Genomic DNA, 14,059 nt, shown 5'->3' with positions numbered 1-14,059 from the left:
TGCCGTTCGTACCTAGCGCACCCTTCGTCCCGGGCTCGGGGCTAGCTGCACAGGGCAGCATCGCTACGATCCCGAAGTTCGAAGGATTTAGCAGGACGGCCGGTAGCTGATCTCCCTGACCGTGTTACTTGCCCGGTCAGTTCCTTCTGCTTGCCTCGCCCGTTTCCCTGCTGGCTTGCAAAACATTACCTGGTCGTTTCCCGGGCTCCAAATCGGCCCCCCGTGTCCCGGACCACAACGCCGCCACCTGCGAAAACAGAATCAGGGCGTGGCTACGGACAGCACTCCGTCACGAACACGGGTACGCAGCGTGGGCTGATCCCCCGCCGCCGGCCCGTGCATGACGGCTCCGTCCACGAGCCGGAAGGTGCTTCCGTGCCACGGGCAGACCACACAGGCGTCGGCGCCGCTTCCCTCCACGTCACCTTCACCCAGCGGTCCACCCTGGTGACCACAGTGCTCGATCATGGCGCTGACCTCGTCACCCAGGCGGTAGAGGAGGACGCGCACGTCGCCGATAGTCCGGACCGTCGGCTTTCCCTCCGGCAGGGAGGAAACTTCGCCGACCTCGGCCCAGTCCTCCGGGAGCTGCATGAGCTCGACCGCTGCCTGGTTCATCCCGGCGCCCTGCTCGTACGAGAGGTGGCCGCCGAGATAGGCACCGCCCCCAGCGAGTGAGAGTCCCGCGTACGCGAGGACCTTGCCCAGCCCGTGCCGTCCGGAGAAGCGGGCAGCGAGCGAACCCCCGTACAGAAGGAGGGCGACGGCGTTGGCGCTCGCGTGGACCAGGCCGACCCTCCGCTGGTCGCGGGAGAGGGAGGACCAGTCGACCCAGCCGGCGGCGATCGCCGGCGCCGCGGCAGCCGTACCGAAGGCGATGAGAGTGGTTGCCGCCCGGCGCTGGCCGGGCAGTGCGTCCAGGACCGCGGCGCTCATGAAGGCGCCGACCGGGGCCTGGACCAGTACGGGGTGCAGCGGGTGACCGAGCCAGGTGCCGTGCAGCAGGTCGCGCAGCTTTTTGGGCTTGGCCACACGCTGGACGATGCCCTGCAGGCGATCGCTGACAGCGTCCAGTTGGTCTGCCTGCTCGAGCTGGAAGATCGCCTTGCGCACCATGCGGAGTGTGTTACCCCCGCTACGCACCTCAAACCTGTGCGTATGGCTCTCGCGCATCGGGTACGTTGCGTTGCCACGGGTTACACGTGAGGAGAAAGCATGGTCGCCACGACGCCGGTGGATCAACTCGGTCCCGGCGATCACGCGTGCCTGACGTTCACCGACCCGGAGGAGCGGCTGGACATCCTGGCCGCTTTTGTCGCCGCCGGTCAGGCCCGCAACGAGAAGATCATCTGCTTCACGGATGCGGTGGGCGTCGACGAGCTCCGCGCTGATCTGGTCGGACGGGGTCTGGACGCCGGTCGTGAGCTGAGCGTCGTGCGCAGTGACCGGCTCTGGGGTGGTGGCAGCGGACCTGACGCGTCGACCATGGTCGAGCTGCTCGCCCGGGAGCTCGCGGACGCCGAGCGCAACGGTCACCAGGGTCTGCGCATCACGGCCGACATGTGCTGGGCCGCGCGCCCGCAGGCCAACGCCGAGCAGCTGCTGGTCTTCGAGTCGGACGTCGGCCGCCTGTTCGCGGCGGGCCGGCTGACCGCCATCTGCGAGTACGACCGGGACAGCTTCGACCCCGTGACCCTCGGGTACGCCTCACGCGTTCATCCGCGCACGGTAGCCGCGACGGTCTACCACGAGGATCCGGTGCTGCGGATCTGCCGCCAGCACATTCCTCCGGGCGTCCGAGTGGCCGGCGAGCTCGACTACACCGGCGCCGACGCGCTGAGCGACGCACTCGCCGAGGCCGTACGCCTGGACCGTGACGTCCACCTGAACCTCAACCACCTGCGCTTCATCGACGCCGGCGCCGCCGCGGTGATCCTGCAGACGGCGGCCAACCTGCCCGAGCAGCGCCGGATGATCGTGGTCTGCGGTGAGCCGATCGAGCGGACGCTGACGGTGGCGGGTGCCGCCGACGTCCCCGCCCTACGGATGCTGGTGCGCAATGGTGAGCGCTGAGCTGACCGGCGCCACCCCCGGTCACAGCACGCCGAACCAGCCTCCGCGGGCAGGGCGGAGGGAGGTCCCGGCGCCTCGGGTGCCCGAGGTTCTGCTCGAGCAGAGTTTCGACGAGGACACCCTCTACGGTGTGCGGTCGGCCGTCGCCGCGCACGTCGCCGCGGTGACAGATGACCGCACTGTGGACACGATGGTGCTGATCGCCCACGAGCTGGCCAGCAATGCCGTCCGGCACGGTGGTGGTTCCGGACGGCTGCGTCTGTGGGTTGCGGACGGCGCTCTGCTCTGCGAGGTCACCGACGCCGGCCCGGGTCTGGACGAGCCGGCGTACGCGGGTCAGACCTTGCCCCCGCCCGAGCTGCCGGGTGGCCGGGGTCTGTGGATCGCACGGCAGATGTCCGATCTCCGTATCTCCACGTCACCGGCCGGTTCGGTCATCACCGCGACACTCGCGCTCTAGAGGCTCCGCAGGGCTTCGCCGATCGCGCGGTGGAAGGTCGGGTACGCCCAGATCGTCGCCTGGAGGGTCGTCACCGGAACCTCGGCCTTGACCGCGACCGCCAGCGCGCCCAGCATCTCGCCACCCGCCGGTCCGGCCGAGGTGGCGCCGACCAGCACACCGCGGGACCGGTCGGCGATGACCTTGACGAAGCCCTCGTTCCCCGGTCCGTGGATGAAACCGCGGGAGGACGACGGCAGGCTGGTGTAGCCGACCTGCACGTCGAGGCCGGCGTCGCGGGCTTCCTTCTCGGTCATCCCGACGGCACCGATCTCCGGATCGGTGAAGGTGACGCGCGGCTTGGCGTGGTAGTCCGCCGGTGGGCCGCCCTGCCCGAGGATGTCGCGCACGGCCACGTCGGCCTCGTACATCGCCATGTGGGTGAAGGCGCCATTGCCGGTCACGTCGCCGACACCCCAGACCTGGTCGCCGGCGCGCATCCACTCGTCGGTGGCGAGGAAGCGCGCCGACGGATCGAGGCCGATCGTGTCCAGGCCCAGACCACCGAGGCGGGCGGCACGGCCGGTCGCGACGAGCAGGCGTTCCCCCGTCACCGTCGAGCCGTCGGAGAGGGTCACCGCAAATCCCGCGGTGGAGTGGCTGACGTGCTGTGCGCGTACACCGGTCAGGATTTTGATTCCGTCGGCCGTCAGGGCCGCGGCAGCGGTCTCGGAGGATTCGGGCTCTTCCATCGCCAGGATGCGGTCGCTGCCCTCGATGATCGTGATCTGCACGCCGAAGCGGGCGAGGACCTGGGCGAGCTCGAGGCCGATCGCGCCACCGCCGAGGACCAGCAGCGTCGCGGGCAGGGTCTCGGTCTCGACGACCTCACGGTTGGTCCAGTACGGGGTGCCGGCGAGCCCGTCGACCGGCGGGATGACGGCCGTGGTGCCGGTGGCGATCACGATGCCGCGGCGGGCCGTCCACTCCTGGTCATCGACCTTGACCCGGCCGGGACCGGTGATGGTGGCGCGTCCGCGGACGAAGTGGCCGCCCTTGCCGGTGAAGCGGTCGACGGCAACCTTGTCGTCCCACGTGTCGGTCGCTTCCTCCCGGATCCTGCGCGCGACCGGCGCCCAGTCGGGCTGGACCTGCGCGTTGCCGGCCAGGCCGGGGATGCGACGGGCCTCGGCCAGCGCGTTGCCGGCGCGGATCATCATCTTGGTCGGGATGCACCCCCAGTAGGGGCATTCACCGCCGACCAGCGTGTGCTCGATGCCGACCACGTCGAGGCCGGCCTGTGCGAGCCGGCCTGCGGCCTCCTCACCACCGACACCGAGCCCGACAACCACCACGTCCACTTGCTGCGGTTCGCCCATGCGGTCAGCTTTCCACCTCCCACCGGTACGGTGCGCCCATGTCAGCGGACCGTAATGTCGACGGCTCTGTCGCTCCCGGGTACGAGGCGGTGCGGGAGGCACTCGCCTCTCATCCGAGCGGGGGTTCCGCGCTGTGCGTGCTGCGCCACGGCGAGCCCGTGGTGGACCTGCGGGAAGGCTGGGCCGACTCCGCGCGAAGCCGGCCGTGGACAGAGAACACCCTGGTCAACGTCTATTCGGTAGGCAAGCCGGTCATCGCGCTCGCGGTGCTGCTGCTCGTCGACCGCGGCCTGGTCGGGCTCGATGATCCGATCGCGCGGCACTGGCCCGGTTTCCGGGCCCGGGCCTCGGTACGCCAGCTGCTCACGCACACCGCCGGTCTGCCCTTCTTCCCCGTACCCCGGGACGCGCCCGCCTGGAGCGACTGGGATCTGCTCTGCGCCGACCTCGCCGGCGCCGAGCCGGAGTGGCCGCCGGGCACCGTCGCCGCCGAGCACGCACTCACCTACGGGCATCTGCTCGGCGAGATCGTGCGTCGTGTCGACGGGCGTCCACCGGCTCGTTTTGTCGCCGAAGAGATCGCGGGCCCGTGGGGGCTGGACTTCAGTTTCGGGTCCGCCGAGCCTTCACGCTGCGCCGAGCTGGAGTTCGACCGGCCGGAGCGGCCCGACCTCATGCTCGGCGAGCCGGGTTCGGTGCGCGCACGGGCCGTCCTGAACCCGCCCGGCGCCCGGGACCTGGCCGTGGTCAACAGCGCGTTGTGGCGTACCGCTGTGGTTCCGGCCGTCAACCTTCATGCCACAGCGGTTTCCCTGGCGCGGTTCTACGCGGGGTTGCTGGCCGGTGGCGTTCTGGGTGACCGGCGGTTGCTGAGCACAGCGCTCGTCGACGAGCTCACCGCCGCGCACTTCACCGGGCCGGATCTTTTCATCGAGAGCTCGACGACGTGGGGTCTCGGTGTGCAGCTGGAACCGGACGGGACCTGGGGTATGGGTGGCCTCGGCGGCAACGCGGCCTGGGCGGACCCGGCGACGGGGCACGCCATCTCCTTCGTGACCCGGCAGCTCGGCGACTTCGACCGGGTTGGTGCGATCGACGCTGCCCTTTCCTCGGTGCGACTTCTCAGCTGACCGGCGCGGCCGCCGATTCTGTCCCCTCGCGAAGCAGGATCCACGCGAACAGGAATCGGGGCGGTCATGAGGGGGCGTTGGCAAACAGGACTGGTGTCGGTCACTCTCATGGTCGCCGCTGCGGCGCTGCCCGGGGCCTCGTCCGCGGGCAGCGCCGGCCTCACCGCGGCACCGGCGAACACCCGGGCCATGTGGCTCTGGGGTGACGACCCGGCCGACGAGGTTGTCCCGTGGGCCGCCCAGCAGAACGTCTCCGAGATCTTCGTCTACGTTGCACCGTCGGTGCTGACCAACGGTGACCTCGCGCGACTTCAGGAGATGAAGCAGCTCGCGGACACCAGGAAGATCAAGCTGCGGGCGCTGGGCGGCGATCCGGACTGGGTCGGCGACCACGCCGCGGCGCTCGCCTGGCAGCGGGCCGTCGTGTCGACCGGGATCTTCTCGGGCATCCACCTCGACGTCGAGCCGTACCTGACGGACGGCTGGACCGACGACCTGCAGGGCACGGAGACCGCGTTCCTGAAGCTCCTGGACCGGATGCGGGGCGGCAGTGTGCTGCCGATCGACGCGGACGTGCCGTTCTGGTTCGGCGAGTACAAGGTCGGCAAGAAGAACCTGGCCGACGAGGTGCTGCGGCGGGTCAACAGCGTCACCGTGATGAGCTACCGCGACACCGCGGTCGGCCCGAACTCGATCATGGCGATCAGCCAGGACTGGCTCACCCGGGGGAAGAACGCCGGGAAACGCGTACGCCTGGGAGCCGAGACCGTGCCGCTGGTGGACTGCCCGCACTGCACCTTCCACGAGGAGGGCGCAGGCCGGCTTCAGGAGGAACTGGCGAAGGTCGACGCTGCCACCCGCAAGTCAGCGGCCTTCGCCGGAGTCGCCGTGCACCGGTACGGCACCTGGCGAACCTTGCCGGCCTGAGGTTTTCCACCCCCCGTTGCCGGGCAGGTTGACGCGGGTCCTGCCGGCCTTCAACGGACGAACGCAACGGGTCGGCAGGACCCGCTTCCCGCTCCCGTCCGGCGAACCGGGCGGGTGGGAAACTCCGCTGTTCCCGATCAGGGCCGCAGCCAGACCGCCTCGTCGCGGTGCGACTCGAGCGGCCCGGGATAACCCAGGCCCGAGCGGACCGCCTCCGGCAGCCGCCACGGCTGGTGGACGGCTTTGCCCTCGACCGCTTTCAATTCGGGAACGTAGCGACGAACGTACACGCCGTCAGGGTCGAACCGCTCTGCCTGACGGATCGGATTGAACCTCCGGTAGGGCTTGGTGTCGTTCCCTGTCCCGGCGACCCACTGCCAGTTGCCCGAATTGTTGGGCACGTCACCGTCGAGCAGAAAACGGAAGAACCACTGCACACCCTCGCGCCAGTCCAGGCCCAGATGTTTGGTCAGAAACGACGCAGTGATCAGCCGGGCGCGGTTGTGCATCCAGCCCTCGGCCCGCAACTGCCGCATGCCCGCGTCGACCACCGGCACCCCGGTTGTGCCCTCCTGCCAGTGCTTGAGCGCGTCGTCGTCGTTGCGCCACTCACCATCACCGGACTTGCGGTAGGCCTGGGTCGAGATCGCCGGGAAAGACGCCGTGACCTGGTAATAGAAGTCCCGCCAGCCGAGCTGACGGACAAAAGCCGCCGGTCCCGGCCCGTCCACCGCCCGCGCCAGGTTCGCCACGGTCAGGGGCGAGACACAACCAAAACGCAGGTACGGACTCAGCCGCGAAGTCCCGTCGGCAGGCATGTCGTTGTGCAGATCGTCGTACGGCCCGACGTGCTGGAGCCACGTCTCGAGCCGGCGGCGGCCCTCGGTCTCCCCACCGAGCGCCGCCGCCGGTGAATCGCCCGCAGGCGCCTCCGGGAGATCCCCCACGGTGACGTCCGGCGGCAGCGTGATCGTGCGCGGCGTGGCGACCTCGTCCCGCCACTTCGCCGACTCCCAGGCCCGGTAGTACGGCGAGAAGACCTTGTAGTGGCCGCCGCCCCCACCCGGCTGCACCCCGCCCGGCGGCAGAACGGTGGTGCCAGGGAACAGCCGCAACGAGATGCGGTGCTGCTCACACTCCTGCTCGAGCCGCTGCTCCCGGCGCCGGGCGTACGCGCTGACGTCAGCCGCCAGGGCGATCCCCTCGGCACCGACCTCGCGGGCCAGCTTGATCGCTTCGACGACCGGGTCACCGGTCCGGACGATCAGGTCCCCGCCCTTGGCCCGCAGTGTCTCGCGCAGGTCGGCCAGGCTCTGGTGCAGGAAACGAGCACGGTTCGGGGAGAGCGTCTGCAGGCGCGGGTCCAGCACGAACAGCGGCGCGACCTGCTCGGCGTTGGCGCAGGCGGAGGCGAGCGCGGGGTTGTCGTGCACCCGCAGGTCACGCGTGAAGAGGACAACGGCGGTTCGCATGTCAGCCCCGAACCGACGCAGCCACCGGTGTGCCCGCCCTGGTGAGCAGCGACCGCACCGCCACCCGCGCCCGGCGCTGGTTGGGCACTGTCGCCCGGCGCACGAAGACGTCGTAGTCGGCCGCCACGACCTCGTCGAGGATGCCGCCGTACAGTTCGAAGGCCGTCCGCATGCAGGCCTGGGAGCCGGGCAGCAGCAGCGGGATCCCGGGAGCCGCGGCGGCGTAGTGTTCGTCGGCGCGGGCTACCTCGTACTTGATCAGGGCTTTGATCTGCGGGGTCGAACGTCCGAGTGCACGGGCTTCCTGCAGGTCGTCGCGGGTGACGCCGAACTTCGCCAGGTGCGAGTCCGGCAGGTAGGTGCGGCCGCGGTCGAGGTCCTCGGCGACGTCCCGGATGAAGTTGGTGAGCTGGAACGCGAAGCCCAGCTGACGCGCCGGCTCGCGGGCGGCCGCAGGATCGCTGGACCCCAGGATGGGCAGCATCATCGTGCCGATGACCGCGGCCGAGCCTTCCATGTAGTCGAGCAGGTCGTCGTAGGTCGCGTACGAGGTGACCGTGAGGTCCATCGCCATGCTGCGCAGAAACGACGCAAAGTCGGAGCGATCGAGGTCGAAGACGGCGATCGTGTGCAGGACCGCGGGCAGCAGCGGGTCGTCGGTCGGCGCCCCGGCCAGACCGGCCAAAAACTCGTCTGACCAGGCATTCAGCCGTGCGGCACGCTCGGCCGGCGGCAGATCCTCCGTCCGGTCGACAATCTCGTCCGCATAGCGGGTGAAGCCGTAGAGCGCGTGCACGTGACGGCGCTTCCAGCTCGGCAGCAGCCTCGTGGCCAGGTAATAAGTCCGCCCGTGACGCTTGTGTATCTCGCGGCACCGCTCGTAGGCGGCGGCCAGATCGATCTCCACGGGCCCTCCAAAACAAAATCGACTCAGCAATCGACGCAACTGGCAGCCTACGGTACCGTCGTGACCGTGGCCAACGACATCCTCGAGGGGAACCCGCGTTTCGGGATACCTCGCCAGACCGTCTCTCCGGGCGATCTGGTGCGTGCTGTCGAGGGCACGCTGGCCGAGTTCCTGAGCGGCCAGACCACAGCACTCGACGACGTCGACCCGGCCCTCGGCCGCTTCGCCCGCACGACACGGGATCTCGTGCTGGCCGGTGGCAAGAGGCTGCGGCCGACCTTCGCGTACTGGGGATGGCGCGGCGTCGTGGGCCCGCACGAACCCGTGGAGCCGGTGCTGCCGGCGCTCAGCGCACTCGAGCTGATGCACACGTTCGCGCTGGTCCACGACGACGTCATGGACGACTCGGCCACCCGCCGCGGCGGGCCCACGGCCCACCGGATCTTCGCCGCCCAGCACAGCAACGCGGGCCGGCTGGGCGACCCGGACCACTTCGGCACCACCTCGGCGATCCTCGTGGGCGACCTCTGCCTGGTCTGGGCCGATCAGTTGCTGGCCCGATCGGCGCTCTCCACCACCACCCACTTCGCCGTGCGGTCCTGTTACGACCGCATGCGCATCGAAGCCGTCGCCGGGCAGTACCTCGACGTGCTCGGTGAGACCGAGCCCAGCGCCTGGTCCGTCGAGCGGGCACTGCTCGTCGCCCGCCACAAGACCGCGAGTTACACCGTCCAGCGGCCACTGCAGTTCGGGCTGGCACTGGCCGGCACGGTCGACATCGACGTGGCGGCGGTCGACGAGGCCTACAACACCTACGGCATCGCGGTCGGTGAGGCTTTCCAGCTCTGCGACGACCTGCTCGGCGTCTTCGGCGACCCCGTCGTCACGGGCAAGCCGGCCGGCGACGACCTGCGTACCGGAAAGCCCACCGCCCTGCTCATGCTGGCCCGCCAGCTGGCCACGCCCGCTCAGCGGGCCGAGCTGGACCCTGACCCCGCCGGAGCTGTCAACCCCGCCGACGGCTCCGGCGGTTCTATCTCCTCCGCCGACCTCGCGCGCCGCACCGAGGTCATCGTCGAGACCGGCGCAGTCGCGCAGGTCGAGGCGCTGATCCGGCGCCGGGTCGCGGAGGGCATCGAAGCGCTGGCCGGCGCGCCGATCCACGATGATGCGCGTGCCGCGCTGACCGAGCTGGCGGTCACCTCGACCGACCGCCCGGCATGATTGACCTTTTCCGACCCCGGGAGCTGTGAAGTGCGAAAAGTGACTGGACCGACCGACCACGTGGTCGTCGTCGGCGCCGGCCTCGGCGGGCTGGCCTGCGCGCTGCACCTCGCCGCGGCCGGGCGCCAGGTGACGGTCGTCGAGCGTGAGGCGGTGCCGGGCGGACGCGCGGGCCGGCTCTCCCTCGGCGGATACGAGTTCGACACCGGGCCGACCGTCCTGACCATGCCCGAGCTGATCGCCGAGCCACTCGCCGCCGTCGGCGAAGAGCTGTCCGACTGGCTCGAGCTCATGCCCGTCAACCCGGCCTACCGGGCTTACTACCCCGACGGTTCCACACTCGACGTCCGCACCGACACGGTCGAGATGGCCGCCGAGATCTCCAAGGTCTGCGGCCCGCGTGAGGCCGACGGATACCTGCGGTTCGTCGACTTCGCCCGCGGCCTGTGGCACCTCGAACGCGACAACTTCATCGACCGCAACCTCGACACCCCGCTGGACCTGGTCAACCTCAGCCTGCTGAAGCTGCTCGCCAAGGGCGGCTTCCGCCGGCTCCAGCCGAAGATCAACCAATACTTCCGCGACCCCCGGACCCAGCGCATCTTCTCGTTCCAAGCGATGTACGCCGGACTCGCGCCGCACGACGCCCTCGCCATCTACGCCGTCATCGCGTACCTGGACTCGGTGGCCGGGGTGTTCTTCCCGCGCGGTGGCATGCACGCGGTGCCGAAGGCGCTGGCCGGAGCGGCCGAGAAGCACGGGGTGCAGTTCCGCTACGAGACGACGGTCACCGGTGTGGAGACGTCGAACGGCCGCGCGACCGGTGTGATCACCGACACCGGCGAGCGCATCTCGGCCGACGTCGTGGTGCTCAACCCGGACCTTCCGGTCGCGTACCGCGATCTGCTGCCCGAGTCGCGGCGCCCGCGCAAACTGACGTACTCGCCGTCCTGTGTGGTGCTCCACATCGGATCGACGCAGACCTACTCGAAGATCGCCCACCACAACATCCACTTCGGCAAGGCGTGGAAGGGCACCTTCAACGAGATCATCGACCAGGGCCTGCTGATGAGCGACCCTTCCCTGCTGGTCACCAACCCGACCCGCAGCGACCCCAGCGGGGCCCCGGCCGGCAAGCAGAGCTACTACGTCCTCGCGCCGACCCCGAACCTCGACAAGGCCCCACTGGACTGGAAGGGCGGCCTCGGACGCCGGTACGCCGACGAGCTCGCCGGTGTGCTCGAGCAGCGCGGTTACATCGGCTTCCGCGACGGCATCGAGGTCGAACAGATCATCACGCCGGACGACTGGGCCGCCCAGGGCATGGCCGCCGGCACCCCGTTCGCCGCGGCACACACGTTCGCGCAGACCGGACCGTTCCGCCCCGCGAACCTGCACCCGACACTCGGCAACGTCGTCTTCACCGGCTCCGGGACCCAGCCGGGTGTGGGCGTACCGATGGTGTTGATCTCCGGGAAGCTGGCAGCGTCCCGGGTGACCGGAGGCGCGAAGAAGTGACCGCATCACGCGAGGCCCACCTCGTCGAACTGGTCGACACCCTCGGCGAACCCGTCGGCGCCCTCACCGTCGACGAGGCACACCGCGCGCCCGGCCGGCTGCACCGCGCCTTCTCGGTGTTCCTCCGCGACCCGTCCGGCCGGGTGCTGCTGCAACAGCGGGCGGCGGTCAAGACCCGCTTCCCGCTGCGCTGGGCCAACACCTGCTGCGGCCACCCCCTGCCCGGCGAGGAACCCGCCACCGCAGCAGCCCGCCGCCTGATCGAAGAGGTCGGCGTCCACGGCATCGAGCTCACCGAGACCGGCGTGTACTCGTACTACGCGGAAGACCCGGCCACGGGTCGTGTGGAGTACGAGTACGACCACGTGCTGATCGGTGACGTCCCCGCGGACCTCGTGCCGCTGCCCGACCCCGACGAGGTGGCCGACCTCCGGTGGGTCACCCTCGACGAGTTGAGCGCGGGACTCGAGAACGACCTCCGCTCGTACGCGCCCTGGCTCCCCGGCGTCGCCGAATCCCTCATCACCCACCTGCGGGCGCAACCCCGGCCGGCCGACGACGCACCGGAGCGGTCGGGTGGCCGATGAGGCCCTGACGGCCGGGGCGGTCGCCCGCCGTCTGGGCGTCGCCGTGACCACACTGCGCACGTGGCACCAGCGATACGGGCTGGGCCCGAGCCACCACGTACCCGGCCAGCACCGGCGGTACACCGCCGAGGACCTCGCACGGCTCCAGGTCATGCGTCGATTGACCGGCCAGGGAGTCGCCCCGGCCGAGGCAGCCGCGTGGGCGCAGCGGATCCCGATACCCATCGACCTCGCCAAGCCGCTGCCCGCAGCACCTGTCGTCCTCGTGCAAGACCCCGAACCGCCCCTCGCCCCCTCGGAAGACCTGCCATCCCTGGTGGACCAGGACGATGCCGTCCTCGACGGCACCTACGACACGTGGCCCGAGCGACTGTTCACCGCACGGGACGGTGGCGGCCACAATCTGCGTACCGGAAGGGCCGGCCCGGCCGCCCGCGGCCTGGCCCGGGCTGCCATGCGCCTGGACGCACCAGCCCTCCGCGACATCCTCGAAATGATCGTCACCGACCGCGGCGTAGTCGCCGCCTGGGAAGACGTGATCATGCCGGTGCTGATCGGCATCGGCGAACGCTACGCGGCCACCAAACGCTTCATCGAAGTCGAACACCTGATCTCCCGCGGCATCACCGAAGTCCTGGGCACGGTCTCCCGGCCCACCGGCCTCGAATCCCCCCGCGTCCTCCTCGCCGCAGCCGACGAAGAACAACACACACTGCCCCTGGAGGCCCTCGCCGCCGCCCTGGCCCAAGCAGGCGTCCCCAGCAGGCTCCTGGGCGCCCGCATGCCGCCCGAGGCGCTGCGGGACGCGATCACCCGCACGGGGCCCACAGCGGTCGTCCTGTGGTCCCAGCTGCCGTCCACGGGCGACCCGGACCAGTGGGCGATCGTGCTCAGCGGACCCCACCGCCCCCTGCTTGCGGCAGCAGCCGGACCGGGCTGGTCGATGGACGATCTCCCCGAAGGCATCACCCCGCTGGGCAGCCTCACCGAGGCCGTACGCCTGGTCGCCCTCGCCGTCACCCCGCATCCCCGCAGGTCAGAGCCGTGAACGCGGCCGAAGGGATACCGGTTTGGAGGAGAGGCACAGGATCACGTATGCTTTCCAAGCCCCAAGCGGGCCGGTTGGGGCCCACGCCGCCGGAAGTGGAAATATGCAATGATGGCGGGGTTGCCCTCATCGTCTAGTGGCCCAGGACGCCGCCCTTTCAAGGCGGTAGCACGGGTTCGAATCCCGTTGGGGGTACGGACCGACCTCGGTCGGGTACGTGATAGGAAGTAGCAGCACAGCAAGGTCCTGTGGAGCAGTTGGAGTGCTCGCCGCCCTGTCAAGGCGGAGGTCGCGGGTTCAAGTCCCGTCAGGACCGCAAAACAGCGAGGTCCGCGCACACAGCGCGGCAAGGCCAGGTAGCTCAGTTGGTACGAGCGTCCGACTGAAAATCGGAAGGTCGGCGGTTCGACCCCGCCCCTGGCCACCAAGCCTCTCGCCGGGCTTTGAGCACCGCCCACCTGCGGAAACGCACGGTGGGCGTTTTGCTGTCCGGGCACTGATTGTCCTCAACCCTGCGCCGGCCCTGTCGATGCGTGGAGCATGACCGCGCCGCCTCGACGTCAGAGCCGGCGCAAGCGCCCCCTCTGGATGGTTCTCGTCGCCGTGGCCGGCGTGGCCGCTGCCGGTGGGGCGCTCGCGGTCCGGGCCGGCCGGCACAGGGACACCGCCGACCAGCCCTCGTCCCCAGTTGTCGCGCCCTCGCAACATCCTCTCGTGCCGCCATCTCCCCCGGCGCAGCCGCACTGGTCCCGTTGGGCGGCCCTGATCGCGGTGGCCGTCGTGGCCGCCCTCGGCGGGATGCTCGCCGGCTGGAACATCAAGACCAGCACCGCTGCGGCGCCGCAGGCCTCCGCCTCCACATTTCCTGCCCGGGTGACAGCCAGCCCCAGCTGGACACCGCCGACCATGCCTTCAAGCCCGGCACCCGTCCCAGCCGGCGGCACCGTTCCTCGCGATGGCTCCGTGATCATGAATGGCGACAACGGTGAACAGATGACAATCTCCGTCGTGCGCGTGGAGGACCCGGAGCTGTCAAGCTTCCCGGAGTTGAAACCCGCGACCGGCGACCGGCTGGTGTCGGTCACTGTGAACGCGAAGAACACCGGCACCGTCCCGTTCATCGCCCAGCTGCAGAAGTACGCGTGGGTCGCCGACGCCAAGGACGAGTGGTACCAGCGCGACACCACCATGACCGCGGCCCTGGCGGCGTTTCCCGACGCCTTGATCGAACCGAGGTGGGAGTTCGCCCGGACCATCGTGTTCGAGATGCCACAGGACGCCGAGCTCACCCGGCTTCGCCTCAGCCTGAAACCCGGCGTCGCCGCCCAGACCCCGGAGTGGATGCTGACCTGAGG

The 14,059-nt window shown here is 70.0% G+C and carries 13 protein-coding genes and 3 tRNA genes; 12 read left to right on the top strand and 4 right to left on the bottom strand.

What is annotated here, in order from left to right:
- Nucleotides 1-261: 261 nt before the first annotated feature.
- Nucleotides 262-1,116 (bottom strand): Rieske (2Fe-2S) protein, encoded by an 855-nt coding sequence (locus AFR_RS00960; RefSeq protein ID WP_023357418.1) that lies wholly within the window; start codon nt 1,114-1,116, stop codon nt 262-264.
- 99 nt (nt 1,117-1,215) lie between these two features.
- On the opposite strand from AFR_RS00960, the gene AFR_RS00955 reads away from it, so the two are divergent.
- Both AFR_RS00955 and AFR_RS00950 read left to right on the top strand, forming a co-directional pair.
- On the top strand, nt 1,216-2,073 hold the full coding sequence (locus AFR_RS00955) for an MEDS domain-containing protein (protein WP_023357417.1): 858 nt from the start codon (nt 1,216-1,218) through the stop codon (nt 2,071-2,073).
- 79 nt (nt 2,074-2,152) lie between these two features.
- A complete protein-coding gene (locus AFR_RS00950) occupies nt 2,153-2,533 on the top strand; it encodes an ATP-binding protein (protein WP_023357416.1) in 381 nt (126 codons plus the stop codon).
- Here the strand turns inward: AFR_RS00950 and AFR_RS00945 are convergent.
- The gene (locus tag AFR_RS00945; protein ID WP_023357415.1) at nt 2,530-3,891 is read right to left on the bottom strand and encodes a dihydrolipoyl dehydrogenase family protein; all 1,362 of its coding nucleotides are present in this window, start codon (nt 3,889-3,891) and stop codon (nt 2,530-2,532) included. The genes AFR_RS00950 and AFR_RS00945 overlap by 4 nt on opposite strands.
- Nucleotides 3,892-3,929: 38 nt before the next feature.
- Here AFR_RS00945 and AFR_RS00940 point away from each other — a divergent pair, with 38 nt between their 5' ends.
- Both AFR_RS00940 and AFR_RS00935 read left to right on the top strand, forming a co-directional pair.
- On the top strand, nt 3,930-5,021 hold the full coding sequence (locus AFR_RS00940; RefSeq protein ID WP_041840496.1) for a serine hydrolase domain-containing protein: 1,092 nt from the start codon (nt 3,930-3,932) through the stop codon (nt 5,019-5,021).
- A gap of 93 nt (nt 5,022-5,114) precedes the next feature.
- Entirely contained in the window at nt 5,115-5,948 is an 834-nt protein-coding gene (locus AFR_RS00935) for a hypothetical protein (RefSeq protein WP_041840495.1), read from the top strand.
- Between the two features lie 137 nt (nt 5,949-6,085).
- On the opposite strand, the gene AFR_RS00930 is transcribed toward AFR_RS00935, so the two are convergent.
- Both AFR_RS00930 and AFR_RS00925 read right to left on the bottom strand, forming a co-directional pair.
- Entirely contained in the window at nt 6,086-7,420 is a 1,335-nt protein-coding gene (locus AFR_RS00930; RefSeq protein WP_023357412.1) for a cryptochrome/photolyase family protein, read from the bottom strand.
- 1 nt (nt 7,421) lies between these two features.
- A complete protein-coding gene (locus AFR_RS00925; protein WP_023357411.1) occupies nt 7,422-8,327 on the bottom strand; it encodes a phytoene/squalene synthase family protein in 906 nt (301 codons plus the stop codon).
- Nucleotides 8,328-8,393: 66 nt separating this feature from the next.
- Here AFR_RS00925 and AFR_RS00920 point away from each other — a divergent pair, with 66 nt between their 5' ends.
- The 8 genes from AFR_RS00920 (at nt 8,394) to AFR_RS00880 (ending at nt 14,057) form a co-directional block, all read left to right on the top strand.
- Nucleotides 8,394-9,551: a polyprenyl synthetase family protein gene (locus tag AFR_RS00920; protein WP_041841640.1), complete on the top strand. Its 1,158-nt coding sequence runs from the start codon at nt 8,394-8,396 to the stop codon at nt 9,549-9,551.
- A gap of 30 nt (nt 9,552-9,581) precedes the next feature.
- Entirely contained in the window at nt 9,582-11,069 is a 1,488-nt protein-coding gene (crtI, locus tag AFR_RS00915) for a phytoene desaturase family protein (protein WP_193786345.1), read from the top strand.
- Entirely contained in the window at nt 11,066-11,656 is a 591-nt protein-coding gene (gene idi, locus AFR_RS00910; protein ID WP_023357408.1) for an isopentenyl-diphosphate Delta-isomerase, read from the top strand. The genes crtI and idi overlap by 4 nt, the downstream gene beginning before the upstream one ends.
- Nucleotides 11,646-12,704, top strand: coding sequence for a MerR family transcriptional regulator (locus tag AFR_RS00905; protein ID WP_023357407.1), 1,059 nt, complete (start codon nt 11,646-11,648; stop codon nt 12,702-12,704). The genes idi and AFR_RS00905 overlap by 11 nt, the downstream gene beginning before the upstream one ends.
- Nucleotides 12,705-12,826: 122 nt before the next feature.
- Nucleotides 12,827-12,899 (top strand) — tRNA-Glu (locus AFR_RS00900).
- A 47-nt stretch (nt 12,900-12,946) separates the two neighbouring features.
- Nucleotides 12,947-13,020 (top strand) — tRNA-Asp (locus AFR_RS00895).
- Nucleotides 13,021-13,054: 34 nt separating this feature from the next.
- Nucleotides 13,055-13,131 (top strand) — tRNA-Phe (locus AFR_RS00890).
- Nucleotides 13,132-13,697: 566 nt separating this feature from the next.
- Nucleotides 13,698-14,057 carry a DUF4352 domain-containing protein gene (locus AFR_RS00880; protein ID WP_148307835.1) on the top strand — a complete coding sequence of 120 codons (360 nt, stop codon included), beginning with the start codon at nt 13,698-13,700 and terminating at the stop codon, nt 14,055-14,057.
- Nucleotides 14,058-14,059 lie beyond the last annotated feature (2 nt).

This window comes from Amorphoplanes friuliensis DSM 7358, assembly GCF_000494755.1.
Lineage (GTDB): Bacteria > Actinomycetota > Actinomycetes > Mycobacteriales > Micromonosporaceae > Actinoplanes > Actinoplanes friuliensis.
This window is presented reverse-complemented; position numbering and strand designations above follow the sequence as displayed.